The organism is Paraburkholderia sp. BR14312 (genome assembly GCF_040948675.1).
In the GTDB taxonomy this organism is placed as follows: domain Bacteria; phylum Pseudomonadota; class Gammaproteobacteria; order Burkholderiales; family Burkholderiaceae; genus Paraburkholderia; species Paraburkholderia nodosa_A.
Map to the genome: position 1 here is coordinate 802,913 of NZ_JBFPKI010000001.1, position 15,617 is coordinate 818,529.

Annotated in this window: 14 protein-coding genes; 3 read left to right on the forward strand and 11 right to left on the reverse strand. The window is 67.8% G+C overall.

What is annotated here, in order from left to right:
* Positions 1–85: 85 nt before the first annotated feature.
* Positions 86–1,636: an FAD-dependent oxidoreductase gene (locus AB3X98_RS03565; protein ID WP_368602771.1), complete on the reverse strand. Its 1,551-nt coding sequence runs from the start codon at positions 1,634–1,636 to the stop codon at positions 86–88.
* 365 nt (positions 1,637–2,001) lie between these two features.
* Between AB3X98_RS03565 and AB3X98_RS03570 the strand changes: the two genes are divergently transcribed.
* Positions 2,002–2,685: a glycosyltransferase family 2 protein gene (locus AB3X98_RS03570; RefSeq protein ID WP_368602770.1), complete on the forward strand. Its 684-nt coding sequence runs from the start codon at positions 2,002–2,004 to the stop codon at positions 2,683–2,685.
* Between the two features lie 14 nt (positions 2,686–2,699).
* Here the strand turns inward: AB3X98_RS03570 and AB3X98_RS03575 are convergent, their stop codons facing one another.
* Entirely contained in the window at positions 2,700–3,317 is a 618-nt protein-coding gene (locus tag AB3X98_RS03575) for an SAM-dependent methyltransferase (RefSeq protein WP_368602769.1), read from the reverse strand.
* A 282-nt stretch (positions 3,318–3,599) separates the two neighbouring features.
* On the opposite strand from AB3X98_RS03575, the gene AB3X98_RS03580 reads away from it, so the two are divergent.
* Entirely contained in the window at positions 3,600–4,634 is a 1,035-nt protein-coding gene (locus tag AB3X98_RS03580) for a flavodoxin family protein (protein ID WP_368602835.1), read from the forward strand.
* A gap of 133 nt (positions 4,635–4,767) precedes the next feature.
* Positions 4,768–5,490: a PIG-L deacetylase family protein gene (locus AB3X98_RS03585; RefSeq protein WP_368602768.1), complete on the forward strand. Its 723-nt coding sequence runs from the start codon at positions 4,768–4,770 to the stop codon at positions 5,488–5,490.
* Positions 5,491–5,504: 14 nt separating this feature from the next.
* Here AB3X98_RS03585 and AB3X98_RS03590 read toward each other — a convergent pair whose 3' ends face one another.
* Genes AB3X98_RS03590 through AB3X98_RS03630 form a run of 9 tightly spaced genes read right to left on the reverse strand, consistent with a single transcriptional unit; the run spans position 5,505 to position 15,610 of the window.
* Positions 5,505–6,449 carry a glycosyltransferase family 2 protein gene (locus tag AB3X98_RS03590; protein WP_368602767.1) on the reverse strand — a complete coding sequence of 315 codons (945 nt, stop codon included), beginning with the start codon at positions 6,447–6,449 and terminating at the stop codon, positions 5,505–5,507.
* Positions 6,428–7,471 carry a UDP-glucuronic acid decarboxylase family protein gene (locus AB3X98_RS03595; protein WP_368602766.1) on the reverse strand — a complete coding sequence of 348 codons (1,044 nt, stop codon included), beginning with the start codon at positions 7,469–7,471 and terminating at the stop codon, positions 6,428–6,430. Before AB3X98_RS03595 ends, AB3X98_RS03590 begins: the two co-directional genes overlap by 22 nt.
* Before the next feature lie 37 nt (positions 7,472–7,508).
* Positions 7,509–8,465, reverse strand: a complete 957-nt coding sequence (locus AB3X98_RS03600) for a glycosyltransferase family 4 protein (RefSeq protein WP_368602834.1) — start codon at positions 8,463–8,465, stop codon at positions 7,509–7,511.
* On the reverse strand, positions 8,462–9,598 hold the full coding sequence (locus tag AB3X98_RS03605; RefSeq protein WP_368602765.1) for a glycosyltransferase family 9 protein: 1,137 nt from the start codon (positions 9,596–9,598) through the stop codon (positions 8,462–8,464). The genes AB3X98_RS03600 and AB3X98_RS03605 overlap by 4 nt, the downstream gene beginning before the upstream one ends.
* A 5-nt stretch (positions 9,599–9,603) precedes the next feature.
* Positions 9,604–10,665 (reverse strand): glycosyltransferase family 2 protein, encoded by a 1,062-nt coding sequence (locus AB3X98_RS03610; RefSeq protein WP_368602764.1) that lies wholly within the window; start codon positions 10,663–10,665, stop codon positions 9,604–9,606.
* Positions 10,662–12,419 (reverse strand): carbamoyltransferase, encoded by a 1,758-nt coding sequence (locus AB3X98_RS03615; protein WP_368602763.1) that lies wholly within the window; start codon positions 12,417–12,419, stop codon positions 10,662–10,664. Before AB3X98_RS03615 ends, AB3X98_RS03610 begins: the two co-directional genes overlap by 4 nt.
* Before the next feature lie 36 nt (positions 12,420–12,455).
* Positions 12,456–13,655, reverse strand: coding sequence for a glycosyltransferase family 9 protein (locus AB3X98_RS03620; protein WP_368602762.1), 1,200 nt, complete (start codon positions 13,653–13,655; stop codon positions 12,456–12,458).
* Complete coding sequence (locus AB3X98_RS03625) at positions 13,652–14,308, reverse strand: HAD-IIIA family hydrolase (RefSeq protein ID WP_342949750.1); 657 nt, start codon at positions 14,306–14,308, stop codon at positions 13,652–13,654. The genes AB3X98_RS03620 and AB3X98_RS03625 overlap by 4 nt, the downstream gene beginning before the upstream one ends.
* Positions 14,309–14,320: 12 nt before the next feature.
* On the reverse strand, positions 14,321–15,610 hold the full coding sequence (locus AB3X98_RS03630; RefSeq protein WP_342949751.1) for a glycosyltransferase family 1 protein: 1,290 nt from the start codon (positions 15,608–15,610) through the stop codon (positions 14,321–14,323).
* Between the last annotated feature and the right edge of the window lie 7 nt (positions 15,611–15,617).

The following is a 15,617-nucleotide window of genomic DNA, read 5'->3' on the forward strand; positions in this document are numbered from 1 at the left end:
TTCTTCCGGCACGCAGAGAAAGGTACGAAACGGGTCCGGCAAAGACGATGCCGCGGCGCTTATGGCCGATGTGCAGCTCGCCTGATCAAAAGCCCAGAATTCCGCGCGCTGCGTCGACGGACAGGGGCCTGCGCATGCGCTCGCTCATGAGCGCCATCTCGCGATCGTAGCCGCAGGCGAGTGCGGCCCGAAGGCGGTCGGACTCAGCGTAGAGGACTCCAAAGCGATCGTCCCCGGCGTGGCCGGCAATCACCAGATCGTCCCAATGTCCGGCATGCCCAAGATAGTCGACGCGCTTGTCGTAGTGCTGGGTCCAGAAGAACGGCACGCCGTCGTAGCTTGCCGTCTGGCCCAGCATGTTGAGCGCCGCGATGCGTCCTTGTTGCTGTGCAACGCGCCAATGTTCGATGCGTGTGTGCTGGGGCGTTTCCAACGCGCTGCTGAGCGTGAATCGCGCGATATCTCCCGCCGCGTAGGTTTCGCCGCAGACCCGCATCGTCGCATCCACATCGAGTCCGCCGTCTTCGCCGATCTCGGCGCCGCTGACAAAGTGCGTAGCCGGGCGCACGCCAATGCCTACGATCACGGCCTTCGCGCCCAGCGCGCTGCCGTCGTCGAGTTCGACCGCTTCGACCTCGCGCGCGCCGCTGAAGCGCAGCGCCTTCGCGCGCCGAAACACCACGCCGTGGGATTCGTGCCAGTCGCGGAACATCCCGCCGATACGCTCGCCAAGCACGCGTTGCAGCGGCACACCTGCGGGGGACACGATGGTGACTTCGACGCCGCGTCTACGCAATGCCGAGGCCGTTTCCAGGCCGATGAAGCTGTCACCCAGCACCACGGCGCGCTCGGTTGGCGCGAGCGCGTGGAGTATGGCTGTGGCGTCTGCCAGGTTGCGCAGCGTGAACAGGTTGCCAAGTTCGGCGCCCGGTATATCGGGTCGTTTTGCCACCGAGCCGCTTGCGATGAGCACGGCGTCGAAGGTATGCATGTCGCCATCGGCTAGTGTGACGTGTCTCGTCTGGACGTCGCAGTGTTTGACCGCTCTGTGCTCGACGCGCAAGCGCTTGTCGTGGGCCACGCTTTCGGGCAGGATCGGCGGGACCTCGTCGGGCGTCATCTCGCCGGCGGGCACGAATTTGCTGAGACAGGTACGGTCGTAGGGCACTTGCGGCTCGGCGGCGAATATCGTCACCTCGCCCGCGAATTCGCTTTCCAGCAGCGTGGCGACGGCCGCTGCGCCCGCCGCACCGCCGCCGATCACCGCGAAACGACGGGCGGACCTGGCGTGCGCGGAGGGCGTGCGAGGCGCGGCGGCACGCTGTGGCGTGAGTTCGACGAGGACGGCGTCCCCTTCGATACGCACGGGGTACGACGTCAGCCCCTCCAGTGCAGGCGGTTCGAGACACGCGCCGCTTTCGATCGAGAACACGCCCTTGTGCCATGGGCACACGATGCGGCCTGCGCAAAGCGCCCCCTGTTCGAGTGGCGCGCCCGCATGCGGGCAGTCCGCGCTGAATGCGCGGATGCGATCGCCCGCGTTCACGAGCAGCACGGCGATCCCTTCCAGCTCGATGCGCCGCATGGCCGTCGGCGGCACGGCTGCCACATGCATTGCCTTGATCCATCCAGCCATAGCGTGCTCCGGTCTCTTCTGTGGGACCCCAAGCGCAATCGATGTGCCGCGAGACGCGTGCGCCAATGCCGCGCCAAGGCGCGAGCGGCGCCGGCGCAACGCTGCGAAAAGGTTCGACTGAGGCATCGGCGAAGGCGTGGACGAGAACGGTACGTACGCATCGACATTGCGACCCCGGGTGTCGAAGGCCGCGCAGGCGCCGGTATAGGGGCGGTCGGCGCAGGCATCCGGCGTGCGCTGCAGGGGATGAGACTGCGCCGCTCGAGCGCGAAATGCGTGCGCATGCAGTCTGGCCTTTGCTGCGTACGCCACGATGGAACTTCGGGTGGCATGACGCAATGTCACGCCAATACCATGGAGTTCGAATGATCGGGGTCATTATTCCTGCGCACAACGAAGCGGGCCTGATCGCCGCGTGTCTTGCCTCGGTGCGGTGCGCCGCGACGCATCCTTCGCTGCGAGGCGAAGCGGTTCGGCCGCTCGTGGTGCTCGACGCCTGCACGGACGCATCGGCTGAGATCGTCTCGGACTTCGGGTTCGAGGCCCTATGCATAGAAGCGCGCAACGTTGGCGTCGCCCGCGCTGCCGGTGCTGAGGCCTTGCTCTCCTGCGGCGCGCGCTGGCTGGCCTTCACCGACGCGGACAGTCACGTGGCGCCCGACTGGCTTGCCGCGCAGCTCGCGCTTGCCGCGGACGCCGTGTGCGGGCCCGTGAGCGTGGACGACTGGAGCGCGCTGGCGCCTTGCGCCCGCGCGACCTGGGAACGGCGCTACCGCGACGCGGACGGGCATCGCCACATTCATGGCGCAAACCTGGGCGTCGCGGCGCACGCGTATTTGCGCGCTGGCGGTTTTCCGCCGCTTGCCTGCAGCGAAGACGTCGCGCTGGTCGATCTGCTGATCGCGACAGGCGCCACGCTCGCGTGGAGCGCGGCGCCGCGCGTGGTGACCAGCGGGCGGCGCGACGCGCGTACGCGCGGCGGCTTCGGCGACACGCTCGCCGCGTGGGCGGACGGCGTGGACGATAGCGAGCAGTCGGTTGCGCCTTGAGTCTCAGCGTGTCTTCACGCGCGTTCGCGGCGCGCGACACTGAGCCGATCGCGGCTCCAGACATCGAGCAGGAAATCCGTGTCTTCGATCTGAACGACCGCATGCAGCGCGGCGTTTGCCGCCGCCTGCGCGAAGATGCCGTGCACCTGGGCGCTTTGCAGCATCCACGTCTCGCCGCCGTGACGCCAGTGGCAGCATGCCAGCGTGCCATCGGCGGCGAGCGAGGAGGCGGCTAGCGTGGCGAGCGAAGTGCAGTCGCTTGCGTTCAGGTAGTACGCGAATTCGCTCATCACGATCAAGTCGAACTGTCCGGCGGGCCAATCGCGCGGCATGGCGAGCGCGTGCACGTCCACGTTCGCGAACGCGGCAACGCGCTCTTGTGCCGCGGCGACGGCGCGAGGCGAGAAGTCGGCGCAAACCAGATGCTCGCAACGCCGCGCCAGGTCGGCGGACAAGGCTCCGATTGCGCAAGCCGGCTCGAAGGCCATGCGATAACGCTCGCGCGGCAGCGACGCGAGCAGCAGCGCGCGCTTGCGCGCCTCGTACCAGCTGTCGCGGTAGTGCCATGGATCGGGGTTCGCGGCGAACTTGCTGTCGAAATAGCTGGCGAGCGATGTGGGGGGACGGTCCATCGTTATCCTTGCGATCGCGGGTTTTAGCGCTGCCGCCAGTCTTCGCCGGACTCGAGGACCGTGCCGGCGAGCGCAGCACAGCGGCGGCGCCCAGGTGTGCACGCAAACACCGTTCCGCAACCCGCGCGCCCGCGGCGGCGCGCCATGGCAACGGGCCGAGCCGGAACGCCAATTGCGCGGGAGAGGCGTTGGACAAGCCGTGTCGGCAAGGGATCCATCATGAAACAGAAGCCGGCGGAAGTACGCACGCCGCGGGTGCGAAAAGGACAGATGATGCAAGGTCTGTCGCGCGAGGCGTTTCGGGCGCGTTTTATGGCCCGCTATCACGATCCCGCGTTTCGTGCCGAAGACGCCGCGCTCGCGCGCCTCGAAACGATTGCCTGGGATGCCTATAGCGAAGGACGCAAGGCGCCGCTGACCGCGAAGGCGGGAGAGGGTTACGCCGACCCCGACTATGACCTCTCCACCGAATGGCGCCTCACGCACCAGCGTCTTGAAGCCGCGCAGCGGCGCCAGCGGGCGAGCGGCACGCGCTCCCGCGTGATCGTGGTGAATGCGTCGTCGCGCAATGACTATACGTGCCCGGGAGAGATGTCGAAGAGTTTTCGACTCGCGCAACTCTGCGAGCATGAACTGACGCAGGCCGGCATCGAAGCCGACATGCTCGACCTCTCGCGCCTCGCCGCCGAACCCGACCTCCACATTTATCCGTGCAAGGCCTGCGTTTCCACGGCAATGCCGCTATGCCACTGGCCGTGCAGCTGCTATCCGAACCATTCGCTCGGTCAGGTCAACGACTGGATGGCGGAGATTTACGAGCGCTTCGCGGCCTGCCACGGCGCGATTTTCGTGACGCCGGTGTACTGGTATCAGGTGAGTAGCCCGCTCAAGCTGATGATGGACCGGCTCGTATGCGCGGACGGCGGCAATCCCGATCCCTCCTCGACTCACGGCAAGCATCCGGACGAAGCGAAAGCGCTTGAACTGGCGGGCTGGCATTATCCCAGGCATCTTGCGGGACGAGCGTACGGCGCGATCGTGCATGGCGATGTGGCAGGCATCGAGGACACTCGCCGCGCGCTTGCCGACTGGCTCGACTGGATGGGATGGGTCGACGCGGGCGCGTCGGCGCGCATCGATCGCATGGTGGGCTACTACGAACCCTACGCGAGCTCACATGACGCACTCGACGCCGACGTGCGCTTCCAGCAGGAGGTGGCCAATGTGGCGCGCGCGGTGGGAAAAGCGGTGGTCGCGCTCCGCGCGGGCAAGCTGCATCGCGCCGACGAAGGTATCGAGCCGCCGCGTGCGAAATGAATCTGATCGGCATTGCACGGCCATATGCAGTTGTAGAAGCTACGTGCAAGCGCTGCAAGCGATACGATCCGGGGCACCACCGCGCCATATCACGTGCATGCCATTGGGCGTCTGGAGCCCAAAAGGAGAAACGATGTCGATTGCTCTGCCTCACGACATGAGCGACGGCGCGCCGCGGCTGATTGTGGTTTCGCCACATCTGGACGACGCGGTGCTCGGCTGCGCAGGTCTCATCGCAAGGTGCCCTGGTTCGATCGTTTGCACGGTGTTCGCGGGCGAACCCGCCACGCCGATGCATACGCAATGGGATGAAGCCAGCGGCTTTGCCGATGCGCACGAAGCCGTGCGCGTGCGCAAGCGGGAGGACGAGCGCGCGCTTGCGCTGTGTGGCGCGACGCCGTTGTGGCTGGATTTTCTGGATGGACAGTACGGCGCGACGCCCGACGTCGCGGACGTTGCGCACGCGTTGGCCGAGCAGTTCGCGCGTTTCGGCGCCTGGCTGCCCGTGTGCCCGTTCGGCCTGTGGCATTCCGATCATCAACTCGTGGGCGCCGCGTGCCGTTCGCTGCTGCAAACGGAGCGCATTAAACGATATATCGCCTATGAGGACGCGATTTACCGCGCAATGCCCGGTGTGCTCGATGCAGGCTTCCAGCGCCTCGAAGCAGAGCGCTTGCGGGTGAGCCCGATGCGCGCGCAGGCGTTCGGCCGGTATCCGGCTCGGCGGCTCGCGGCGATCAAGCGGCGCGCAGTGGGGGCGTATCCGAGCCAGATGCGTGCATTTGGGCCGTTTCCGGCGGATGTGGAGCGGCCCGAGCGTTACTGGCAGGTGGAGCGGCCTGCATTGCCCACGTAGGCACAGCGCCTCCACTACCAATCTGAAGCCGACGTGTCCGCGTGCTCGACGGCCCCCCGCGGCGCGCGATCGCCACGGTTTTTTTCTGCCTCCCGCACGGCCGCGCGCATGCGCAGCACGCGCGCAGCAACGGGCCGTCGGCGGCGCAGGGCCCAGCCTATGCCCCGCCAAAGCTCACGAAGATCCTCGCCTGGCCGTCCCGCACGGCACGCGCCGCCGAGTGCCCGCCACGTCGCCGTCAGCGCTTCGCCACAGGGCAGACGCAGCCACGCAACGAGCGCCGCATTGCGCGCCAGCATTCGGCGGCGCAGCGCGCTGTCACGCGCGAGCGAAGGCCGATGGTGCACGTCGAGCTCGCTCGCATAAGCAATATCGTGGCCGCCTTGCAAGACATCGAGCGAAAGCAATGCTTCCTCGCCGCCGATGAAAAGACGCGGTTCATAACCGCCCAGCGCGTTGAAGAGCGCGGTGCGGAACACGCATGCACCTGCCATGAAGCCGACCAGATTCGGCAGAGGATGAGCCGCATGCGCCAATGGGCTCGCGGCCATCAATGCGCAGGCTGGATCGAGTGTGTCTTCCTCACCCACGTGCACGGACGCCGTGAGCACGCCAATGCGCGCATGGCGGTCCAGCAATTCGACAGCGCGCGTAAGCGACCCCGGCTGCCAGTCGGTGTCGTCGTCACTGAACGCCACATAGTCCGTCGTCACGCGGGCGGCGCCCGCATTGCGCGCGGCTGCGCCGAGGTTGGCTTCGCAGCGCAGCACGCGCAAACCCGGATACGTCTGCGCGAGCAGGTTTGGCGTGCCGTCGGTCGAGCCGTTATCCACCACGATGACTTCGGGCCGCTCCGGCAGACGCAACAGCGAGGCGACCGTGCGCATGACTTCGGCGCGCCGGTTGTGCGTGAGCACGACCACGCTGATGCGCCGGTTCAGGAAGAAGAGACCTTGCATACCTGCGTCTCCACACGGTTCGTCTTCGCCGCTGCCGCGGCGGTGCTCGCGAGCAAGCCTCGTGGATCAGCGCTTGCGATCTCGCGCTGGAAATACGCGATGGTCGCGCTCAAGCCGGCATCGAACGATGTGTGCGGCGACCAGCCGAGCAGCGCGCGCGCGCGTTCGATGGAAGGGCAACGGCGGCACGGATCGTCCACGGGCAGCGGCGCAAAGGCGATCTCCGAGCTCGACTGCGCGGCGGCGATCACGCGGCGGGCCGTGTCGAGCATCGAGATTTCCTGCGGGTTGCCGATATTCACGGGGCCGTCCGGGGGCGTTGCGCGACTCATCAGCAGTACGAGGGCGTCGATCAGATCGTCCACGTAGCAGAAACAGCGCGTTTGCGATCCGTCGCCATAGACGGTCAGCGGCTCGCCGCCCAGCGCCTGCATGACGAAGTTCGAGATGACGCGGCCGTCGCGGGGATGCATGCGCGGTCCGTACGTATTGAAGATCCGCGCAATGCGAATGTCGAGGCCATGCTGGCGCATGTAGTCCATGCACAGCGTTTCGGCGCAGCGCTTGCCTTCGTCGTAGCACGAGCGCGGGCCAATGGGATTCACGTGGCCCCAGTAGTCCTCGGTTTGCGGATGGCGGCGCGCGTCGCCGTAGACTTCGCTGGTGGAGGCCTGCAGCAGTTTCGCCCGCACGCGCTTGGCGAGCCCGAGCATGTTGATCGCGCCGTGCACGCTCGTCTTGGTCGTTTGCACCGGATCGTGCTGGTAGTGCACCGGCGAGGCGGGGCAGGCGAGGTTGTAGATCTCGTCCACTTCCACGTAGAGCGGAAAGGTGACGTCGTGGCGCATCAGTTCAAAGTTGGCGTTGTCGAGCAGATGCGCCACGTTGCGCTTGGAGCCGGTATAGAAGTTATCGACGCACAGCACGTCGTGGCCCAGCGCCACTAGCCGCTCGCACAAATGCGAGCCGAGAAAGCCTGCGCCGCCGGTGACGAGAATGCGTTTGCGGATGAGTTCTTTCACGTTTGCCGTCCTTTGAAAAGCGCTGCAAGCCACGCGTTTACGCGGTCACTTCTCGCAACGCGAGATCCCAGTCGTGCGCGAAGCGATCGATGGAAAAGCGTTCGAGCGCGCCGCGCCGCGCGCCTTCGCCGAGGCGCCGTGCGAGTGCAGGATCCCGGATGAGCGTGCGCATGCAGTCGACCAGGCGATCGATGCGCGTATCGACGAAGCCGTTCTCGCCGTCGCGTATCACGCTTGCGAGTTCCGTCGTGGCGAGCCCGACAATGGGCAGTCCGACCATCATCGCCTCGACAATGGCCAGACCGAGGCTGGTCCAGCGGATCGGATTGAAGAAGAAGCGGTAGCGCGATACGAACTGCGCGAGCTCGACATTCGAAATCTCGCCGATGCCGCCGAGGCTTTGCGCCTCCATGCCCACGAGATCGAGCGGCACCTTGTGACGAACCTGCGCGAACACGTCCGCGCCGAGCCGCCGCCCCCGTTCGCGCAGATGATTGACGACGACGATGCCGCGCGGCGTCGTGCCCGTGTAGCGCGCGCCTTCAGGCACGAGCACGCCATGCTCGATCACGCGCGTGGGCGTCGCGCCGCTGTCCCACATGAGCGCGTTGAACGGCGTGACGTGCACGAGCAACGCGCCGCCGTCGTCTACCCAGTGCCGCTGCGCAAACGGCGCCTCCTGCGGCGGGTCGTGCTCGATATACACGCGCGGCAAGCGGCGCTGCGCGTCGCTCAGCAGATCGAACCGGTCATGCTCCCAATGGCTGCGCTGCTGGTACACGACTACGTCGAACTCATTCGAGGCGACGTCCTCGGCAACGACCTCATGGACGTTCGCGCCCCAGGGAAGCATACCCGCGCGGCCCGCGTAGCCCGACGGGCGCCCCGGTTTGGTCACGACATGGAAGTCGTGCGGCGCCTGCGTAAGGTAATAAAGATAGTTGCCGTGTACGTGCCAGGTGAGCACACGCAAGGGCCGCGTGTTTCGCATCAGCATGGCGGGGTCCTCCTCATCGGCATGGGGGCAACGCTTCCCCGGGCTGCGAAGCCGGGCATGCGGTGGGTATCGAGCAAGTGCGCTTGCGCAACGGCCGCGACCTGCTCCGCGCTCACGTTGAGCGCGCAAGGGTGGCCATACGGGCAGGCGTGGAACGAGCAGGGGCGGCAAGCGGGCCAGTCGGCGAGCACGCGGTGCCGGGCGCGGTCGAGCGGCGCCCAGCGCCGCGTGTCGCTGCCTGAGGCGACGACCACGCTCGGCGTGCGCATGGCGGCCGCCACATGCGAAATGCCCGTGTCGTTGCAGAGCACGAGCCGGGCCTGGCGCACGAGCGCCGCCAGCGCACCGAGCGTGGTTTCGCCCGCGAGATGATGAGCCGTCTGCGTCATGCCGCCCAGTACGCTCGCGGTCAACTCGCGTTCGCCCGCGGTGCCGGTCACGGCGATCTGCCAGCCGTCGAAGGCGAGCGCGTCGGCAACGGCGGCAAAGCGCTGGGCCGGCCAGCGCCGCGAGGGCAGCTGCGCACCCGGATGCACGAGCACGAGCCGCCCGGGGTCGAGTCCAAAGCGCTCGACGAGGTCGTCGCGCGCAGCGTAGTCCGCGTCGTAGAGCGGAAACCAGAGGGTGTCGTCGCGCAGCGCATGGCCTCGCGCGCCCAGCGCGTGCATCAGCGCGAGGTAGCGCTGCGGCTCGGGCAGCGCGTCGGGCCACGGCAGGTAACAGCCGGGCGGCGGCGCTTCGCCGGGCTGGCTAAAGCCTCCGAGCGCGCGCGCGCCGAACTCGTCGACCAGCGCGTTTGCCACACCTCCGCTGCCATGGAGCTGGATCGCGAGATCGAAGCGGCGCATGCGCATCGCGTCGAGAAACGCAGGCAGGCCGCGCTCGTCCTCGGCCTGTTCGGGAAAGCCGCGCGCGCCGGGAAAGACAATGTGCTCATCGACCAGCGTGGGGTAGCGCGCCACGAAATCGGCTGACCACGGCAGACCGACGAGGGCGATGTGCGCGCGGGGGCAGGCTGCACGCAACGCGCGCAACGCGGGCACGCTGCAGAGCATGTCGCCGAGCTGCAGCGCGCGGAAGATCACGATGCGGCGGGGGGCGAGGGCGTCGAGCAGAGTCGGCATGGGCACATCCGTTAGAGGAACCACACGCGGTAACTGGCGGCTCCCTGGAGCCGCCAGAAAATCGAAAGAAACGGAATCCACAGCGACGTCCAGATCATTTCGGCTACATGGAGCGCGTCGCGACGCGTACCGCGCAAGCGGCGTACGCAGAACGCAGCGGTGCAGGCGATCCATGCGGCGAACGCAGCCAGGGCGACCCTCGGCTGACCCCAGGCGAGAGAAGCTAGCAGCACGAGTACGCTGATCAGCACCACGTAGTAAAGGAGCGGCGGCCCCGCCCCGATGCGCTCGCGATACAGCGCCGGATGCTTGCGGAACAACAGCGCCTCGAAGCGGCTCTTGCGCTGCTGCGCGAGACTCACACCCCAGCGCGCGGGACGCACAGGGTGCACGACCACGGCATCGTCGGCGCGTACTACACTCGCGCCCGCCTGCAGCAATGCGAACTGCAGGTCCGAATCCTCGCGCCACGCCGCTGTGAAGCGCTCGTCGAAGCCGCCGATCTGCGAGAGCGTCGCGCGCTGCACGAACGCATTGGCCGTAGCGAATTCGGCGTGCGCAAGGCCGCTTGCGTCGCGCTCATAATCGCTCGGTGCCACGCCCAGCGGTACGACGATGCGGCCCGCGGCGGCTTGCGCGTGCGCGAGCGCGGCGAGCCCCGCGCGCAGCCAGCCGGGGTCGGCAATCGTGTCGTCGTCGGTGAACGCGATGAGCGGCGCGCGCGCCGCGCGCCAGCCCGCATTGCGCGCCGCGGCCGGCCCTTGGGTGGCGCGCACCGGCACGTAACGGATCGCCAGCCCGCGGGGGGCTTGCATCGCCGCCATGCGTTCCACCGTCGCGCGCGTCTCGTCGTCCGGTCCGTCGTCGCAGACGACGATTTCATAGTCGTCAGGCGAGAGATCCTGCGCGCACAGCGCGGTGAGGCACTGTCCGAGCAGCGTCGCGCGATGGTACGTCGGCACGACCACGGCAATGCGCAGGTGTTCGAGCGATGCGCCCGCATAGCCATCGAACTGGGGCTCCTCCGCGCCGATGGGCCGCGGCTCGCGCAACTCGACGTCGGCGGGTCTCATGCGCGTGCCTCGCTCTTGCGCACGAGGAAGGGGCCGATCACGAGCGCATCGAGCGGCGAGGTCCAGAACGATTCGAGCGCGTCGCGCGGCGAGTTGACCATCGGCTCGCCGCGGGTGTTGAACGACGTGTTGACGAGCACCGGCACGCCGGTGCGCCGTTCGAACGCCGCGATCAGGTCGTAGTAGAGCGGATGCTGGTCGCGGTTTACGGTCTGGATGCGCGCGGTGCCGTCCACGTGGCGCACGGCGGGAATGCGTTCGGCCTTCCCGGGCTGCACGTCGAAGATGAACAGCATGAACGGCGCGCGCCTCGCGCCCACGAACCATTGCGCGGCGCGCTCTTCCAGCACGACCGGCGCGACCGGCCGAAAGTCCTCGCGGTCCTTGATCTCGTTGAGCTTCGCCTGCATGCCGGGATCGACGGGCGAAGCGAGTATCGAACGAGCGCCGAGCGCACGCGGGCCGAACTCCGTGCGGCCCTGATACCAGCCGATCACATCGCCGTCGGCGAGCAGTTGCGCGGCTTCCTCGGCGATGTTGTCGAGCCGCCGGTAGGGCGTTTTCGACCAGCGCAGGAACTGCTCGATGGTCTCGTCGTCGAACGCCGGCCCGAGGTAGGCGTGGTCCATCTGCCAGCGGCGTTCCGCGCGTTCGCCTGCGGCTTGCGCCGCTTCGCTGCGCAAGCGGTAGTCGGTCCAGAGCGCCGCGCCGAGCGCGGTGCCTGCGTCGCCCGCGGCGGGCTGCACCCAGATGTCGTCGAACGGGCCGTTATCTCGCACATACGAGTTCATCACGCAGTTCAGCGCTACGCCGCCCGCCATGCACAGCTTCGGCAGTCCCGTGCGCGTATGGAGCCAGCGCGCCATCTCCAGCACCGTTTCTTGCAGCACGAGTTGCAGCGAGGCGGCGATATCGAAATGCCGCTGCTCAAGCGGGCCGCCTCGTTCGCGCGGCACGCCGAAGCGGTCCACGAGGTGCGGGTCGGCGACGGTGTAATGGCCATTGCCGTTGTACTGCACGATTTCGCGGAACTGATCGGCATAGGCCGGTTCGCCAAACGAGGCGAGTGCCATGACCTTGTACTCGTCGGAGGAATGCAGGAAGCCGAGCCAGCCTGTCACGGCTTCGTAGAGGAGTCCGAGCGAATGCGGCAACTCCACCTGGGTGATGCGCTTGTACTTGCCGTCGCGAAATTCGCCGAGGCTCGTGGTGACGCCTTCGCCGCGACCGTCCATGGTCAGAACGGCGCATGCGTCGAAGGGGCTTGCGAGAAACGCGCTCGCTTCGTGAGCGAGGTGGTGCTCGACGTTATGCCAGACGAAGCCGTTCTCGCGGTCGACGCCCGCAAAGCGCTTGCGCAGATGATGCGGCGCGCCGTCCAGCAATTGCGCCTTCGCGTTCACGATATAGCTGAGAAAGAGCGGGTCCCATGGCGACGCGTTGGCTTCCATGCGCGCGCGCGAGGGGTCGAGCGGCAACGCGATGGTCGCGCCGGGCCGGGTCGGCATATCCGGAAAGAGAGCCGGGTCGTAGGAGTAGGCAACGTGATCGACGTCGGCTAGCGTGATGCCGGCTTCCCTGAGGCAGGCGTCGATGGCGTCGAAGGGCAGTTGCCATGTCGAGAACGGCACGGGACGCTTGGCGTGCTTGACGTGCGTGAAGCGCTCGTCTTCGGCGGCGGCGATTACCACGCCGTCATGGACCAGCGCCGCGGCGCTGTCGTGATAAACGGCATTGATTCCGAGTGTGTACATGAACGGGCTCCCGTTGCGGGCGGTGGGTTGCAGGGGTCAGGCGGGCTGTGGCACGAGCGCGCCGGCTTCCTCGAGCAGTTCGCGCGCCGCTCGCGCGACGTCGCCCGGGGGCACGCCGCGCAGGCAGGCGTGGTGGCCTTCGGGGCACTCGCCGCGATAGCACCATCGGCACGCCACGTCGCGATAGAGCAGGCGGTGCGGCGTCATCCACGGCGAGTGCTGCGGATTCGTGAGCGCGTAGAGATCGACCACGGGTTTGCCGAGCGCGGCGGCCAGATGCGCCGGTCCGCTGTTGTTGGCGATGAGCAGTGAAGCCTGGTCGAGCAATGCGATCAATTCGGCGAGCGTGAGCGCTCCCGCGAGATCGACCAGACGCGTGCTGCCCGGAGAACGCGAGAAACGCATCACGTCGCGCGTCAACGCGCTTTCCCCGAGGCTTCCGGTGAGCAGGAACGGGCAACGCACTGTGGGCGCGAGCAGATCGAGCGCTTCGGCGAAGAGCGCCGGGGGATACCGCCGCGAAGGCGCGCTCGCGCCCGCATGCACGACGATGCAAGGCTCGGCCGGATCGACGCCATACATGCGCAGCTTCTGCGCGAGCGTGATGCGCGCGGCGGGGTCCACGCTCATGCGCAGGCGTGAATCGGCCGGGTCGGCGAGATCGGCGCCCACGCTGCGCACGAGCGCGAGCTGCCGCTCGACTTCGTGGCGCACGTCCGTCTGCGGCTCGCGCTCCGGCAGCCAGTTAGTCAGCAATGCGTAAGGATTCTCGCGGCAATGCGCGAGACGCCGCTCGATCCCCGCGAAGAAGCACAGCGTGGCGGCCGGCAGCGGATTCTGGCTGTAGACCGTGAAGATCGCCGCGGCGTCGAAGCGTCCGGCGCGCACGCGCGCGAGCACGGCGTCTTCGTTGCCCGCGCCGTCGGCGGGTCCTTTGGCTGATCCGTGAGCGCCGTTGGCCCACGGCGCGTCGTATTCGATGACGTCGTCCACGTCGGGCAGATAGGGCGCCATGGCCGCGCCTGCGGCCGAAGTCAGCAGCGTGATATGACGGCCCGGCGCGCTTTCGCGCAGCGCGTGCATTGCGGGCGTGGTCATCAGCACGTCGCCTAGTTGATCGAGGCGCACGCAGAGAATGCGCTGGACCTCGGCCCCCCAGGGCTCGCTTGCAGGCTGGCGGCGGGGCGAGCGCGCGTGCGCATCGCGCGGCGCGATCGCAAAGGCGGTTCCGTTCATCGCAGCGCCTCCTCCTGTGCACCGTGGCGCGTTGCCGCCCGCACGCGCCGCTCGTGCTCGTAACGCTCCACGATCACCTGCGCCGCCTCATGCAGATCCGCAACGATCGCGTAGGGCAGGCGCGCCGGCGCGCTTTGCCACTCGGTCTCGTTGCCGCAATCGGCGAGGATCGCGCGGCAACCTGCGCGATTGCCCGCTTCCACGTCGTCGAGGATGTCGCCGACCATCCAGCTGCGCGCGAGGTCGATGCCATGCTCGCGGCTCGCGCGCAGCAGCATGCCGGGCGCAGGCTTGCGACAGGTGCAGTTGCACGCATAGGGCGCCACATGGCCGAGCGGGTCGTGCGGGCACCAGTACGCAGCCTGCAGCGTGGCGCCGCAGCCGGCGAACATGCGGCGCAATTGCGCCTCCACGTCGCCGAGCGCCGCGTGCGCGAAGCGCCCCAGCGCAACGCCGCGCTGGTTGCTCACCACGAATAGCGGTAGTGGCGTTCGCGCGAGCAGCGTGAGCGCCTGCGCGGCGCCCGGGGCAAAACGCATACGCGAGGGCTCGACGTTGTACGGCACGTCTTCGAGCAGCGTGCCGTCCTTGTCCAGGAACACCGCTGGGCGGGTAGCGAGCAACCCGCGGGGCCCGGTGGTTCGGTTCAGCATACGGTTCGCTCCTCAACCCACGGCGCGCAGCACGCGGCCCTGGGTGCTTTCCCTCGCGTCCTCGCGCGTGTCGAGGCGCACTCCGGCAAGCTGCGCATAGACGTCTTCGAGTTCGAGACCGATCTGCCGCCACGTGAAGTACGTCTGGGCTCGCTTGCGTCCCGCTTCGCCCATCGCGCGGGCGTGCGCGGGGTCGCCATGAATGGCGAACAGGCGCTCGGCGAGCGCCTGGGGGTCGCGCGGCGGCACGAGCCAGCCCGTTTCGCCGTGACGCACCGAATGGCGAATACCACCCACATCCGCCCCGATTACGGGCGTGGCGCACGCCATTGCCTCCACGGGTGTGATGCCGAACGGCTCGTACCACGGCGTGGTCACGAAGACGTCGGCGGCGCTATAGAAGTCGCGCAACTGCGAGCGCTCGCGGCGGCCCACGAAGGTCACGCGCGGCTCGATCCCGCAGCGGTGCGCAATGCCGCGCAGGCGGGCGATCTCGGGTGTGGCGATTTCGTTGGGCGTTTGCGCGTCGCCGCCCACGACGTAGAGCCGGGCTTTCACGCCGTGGCGCGCCTCGAGCGCGGCCACACCGCGCACGACGTTGTCGATGCCCTTGCGCTCCACGAGGCGGCCGAGTTGCAGCACGCAGAATTCGCCGGCGGGCCAGCCCAGTCGGCGGCGCGCCTGCCGGCGGTCCACGGGCGAGAACTCGTCGGGATCGAAGCCGCAGGCAATGACGGCAATCCGCGCGGGGTCGGCGCGATAGTGCTCGACGAGATCGGCTTCATCGGCCGGACACTCGGCAACGATACAGTCCGCGCGTCGCACGAGCTCGTCTTCGATCGCGAAGCGCTCATCGGGAAAGCCGTCGTTCGCACCCTGGTGGAGGCGCCGCACGCGTCCGAGCGCATGGAACGTCATGACGAGCGGCACATGAAGCGCGTCCTTGACCGCGAGCGCCGCCAGGCCCGACATGAAGAAGTTGGCGTGAATGACGTCGTAGGGACGCCTTTCGGCGCGGCAAAAGTCCACGAGAAACTCGGCGAACCGGGGCATGTGGGGCAGCAGTAGTTCCTTGGGCAGCTGCATGGGCGGCCCGGCGGGGACGTGAATCACGCGTACGCCGTCCATCTCCAGAATGGGCGGCAGCAAGGCGCGGTCGCGCCGCGTGAAGACGTCGACCTGATGTCCGGCGCGCTGGAGTTGACGCGCGACATGCGCGACGTAGATGTTCTGTCCGCCGGTATCGACGCCGCCCGCCACGGCGAGCGGCGACGCGTGTTCACTGACGAGTGCGATTTTCATGACGTGT

What these genes read in the sequence shown, in the direction of transcription:
- AB3X98_RS03575 (WP_368602769.1), bottom strand. Translation starts at nt 3,317, where the DNA reads ATGGACCGTCCCCCCACATCGCTCGCCAGCTATTTCGACAGCAAGTTC.
- AB3X98_RS03625 (WP_342949750.1), bottom strand. Translation starts at nt 14,308, where the DNA reads ATGCTGAACCGAACCACCGGGCCCCGCGGGTTGCTCGCTACCCGCCCA.
- AB3X98_RS03585 (WP_368602768.1), top strand. Translation starts at nt 4,768, where the DNA reads ATGTCGATTGCTCTGCCTCACGACATGAGCGACGGCGCGCCGCGGCTG.
- AB3X98_RS03570 (WP_368602770.1), top strand. Translation starts at nt 2,002, where the DNA reads ATGATCGGGGTCATTATTCCTGCGCACAACGAAGCGGGCCTGATCGCC.
- AB3X98_RS03610 (WP_368602764.1), bottom strand. Translation starts at nt 10,665, where the DNA reads ATGAGACCCGCCGACGTCGAGTTGCGCGAGCCGCGGCCCATCGGCGCG.
- AB3X98_RS03590 (WP_368602767.1), bottom strand. Translation starts at nt 6,449, where the DNA reads ATGCAAGGTCTCTTCTTCCTGAACCGGCGCATCAGCGTGGTCGTGCTC.
- AB3X98_RS03565 (WP_368602771.1), bottom strand. Translation starts at nt 1,636, where the DNA reads ATGGCTGGATGGATCAAGGCAATGCATGTGGCAGCCGTGCCGCCGACG.
- AB3X98_RS03615 (WP_368602763.1), bottom strand. Translation starts at nt 12,419, where the DNA reads ATGTACACACTCGGAATCAATGCCGTTTATCACGACAGCGCCGCGGCG.
- AB3X98_RS03630 (WP_342949751.1), bottom strand. Translation starts at nt 15,610, where the DNA reads ATGAAAATCGCACTCGTCAGTGAACACGCGTCGCCGCTCGCCGTGGCG.
- AB3X98_RS03620 (WP_368602762.1), bottom strand. Translation starts at nt 13,655, where the DNA reads ATGAACGGAACCGCCTTTGCGATCGCGCCGCGCGATGCGCACGCGCGC.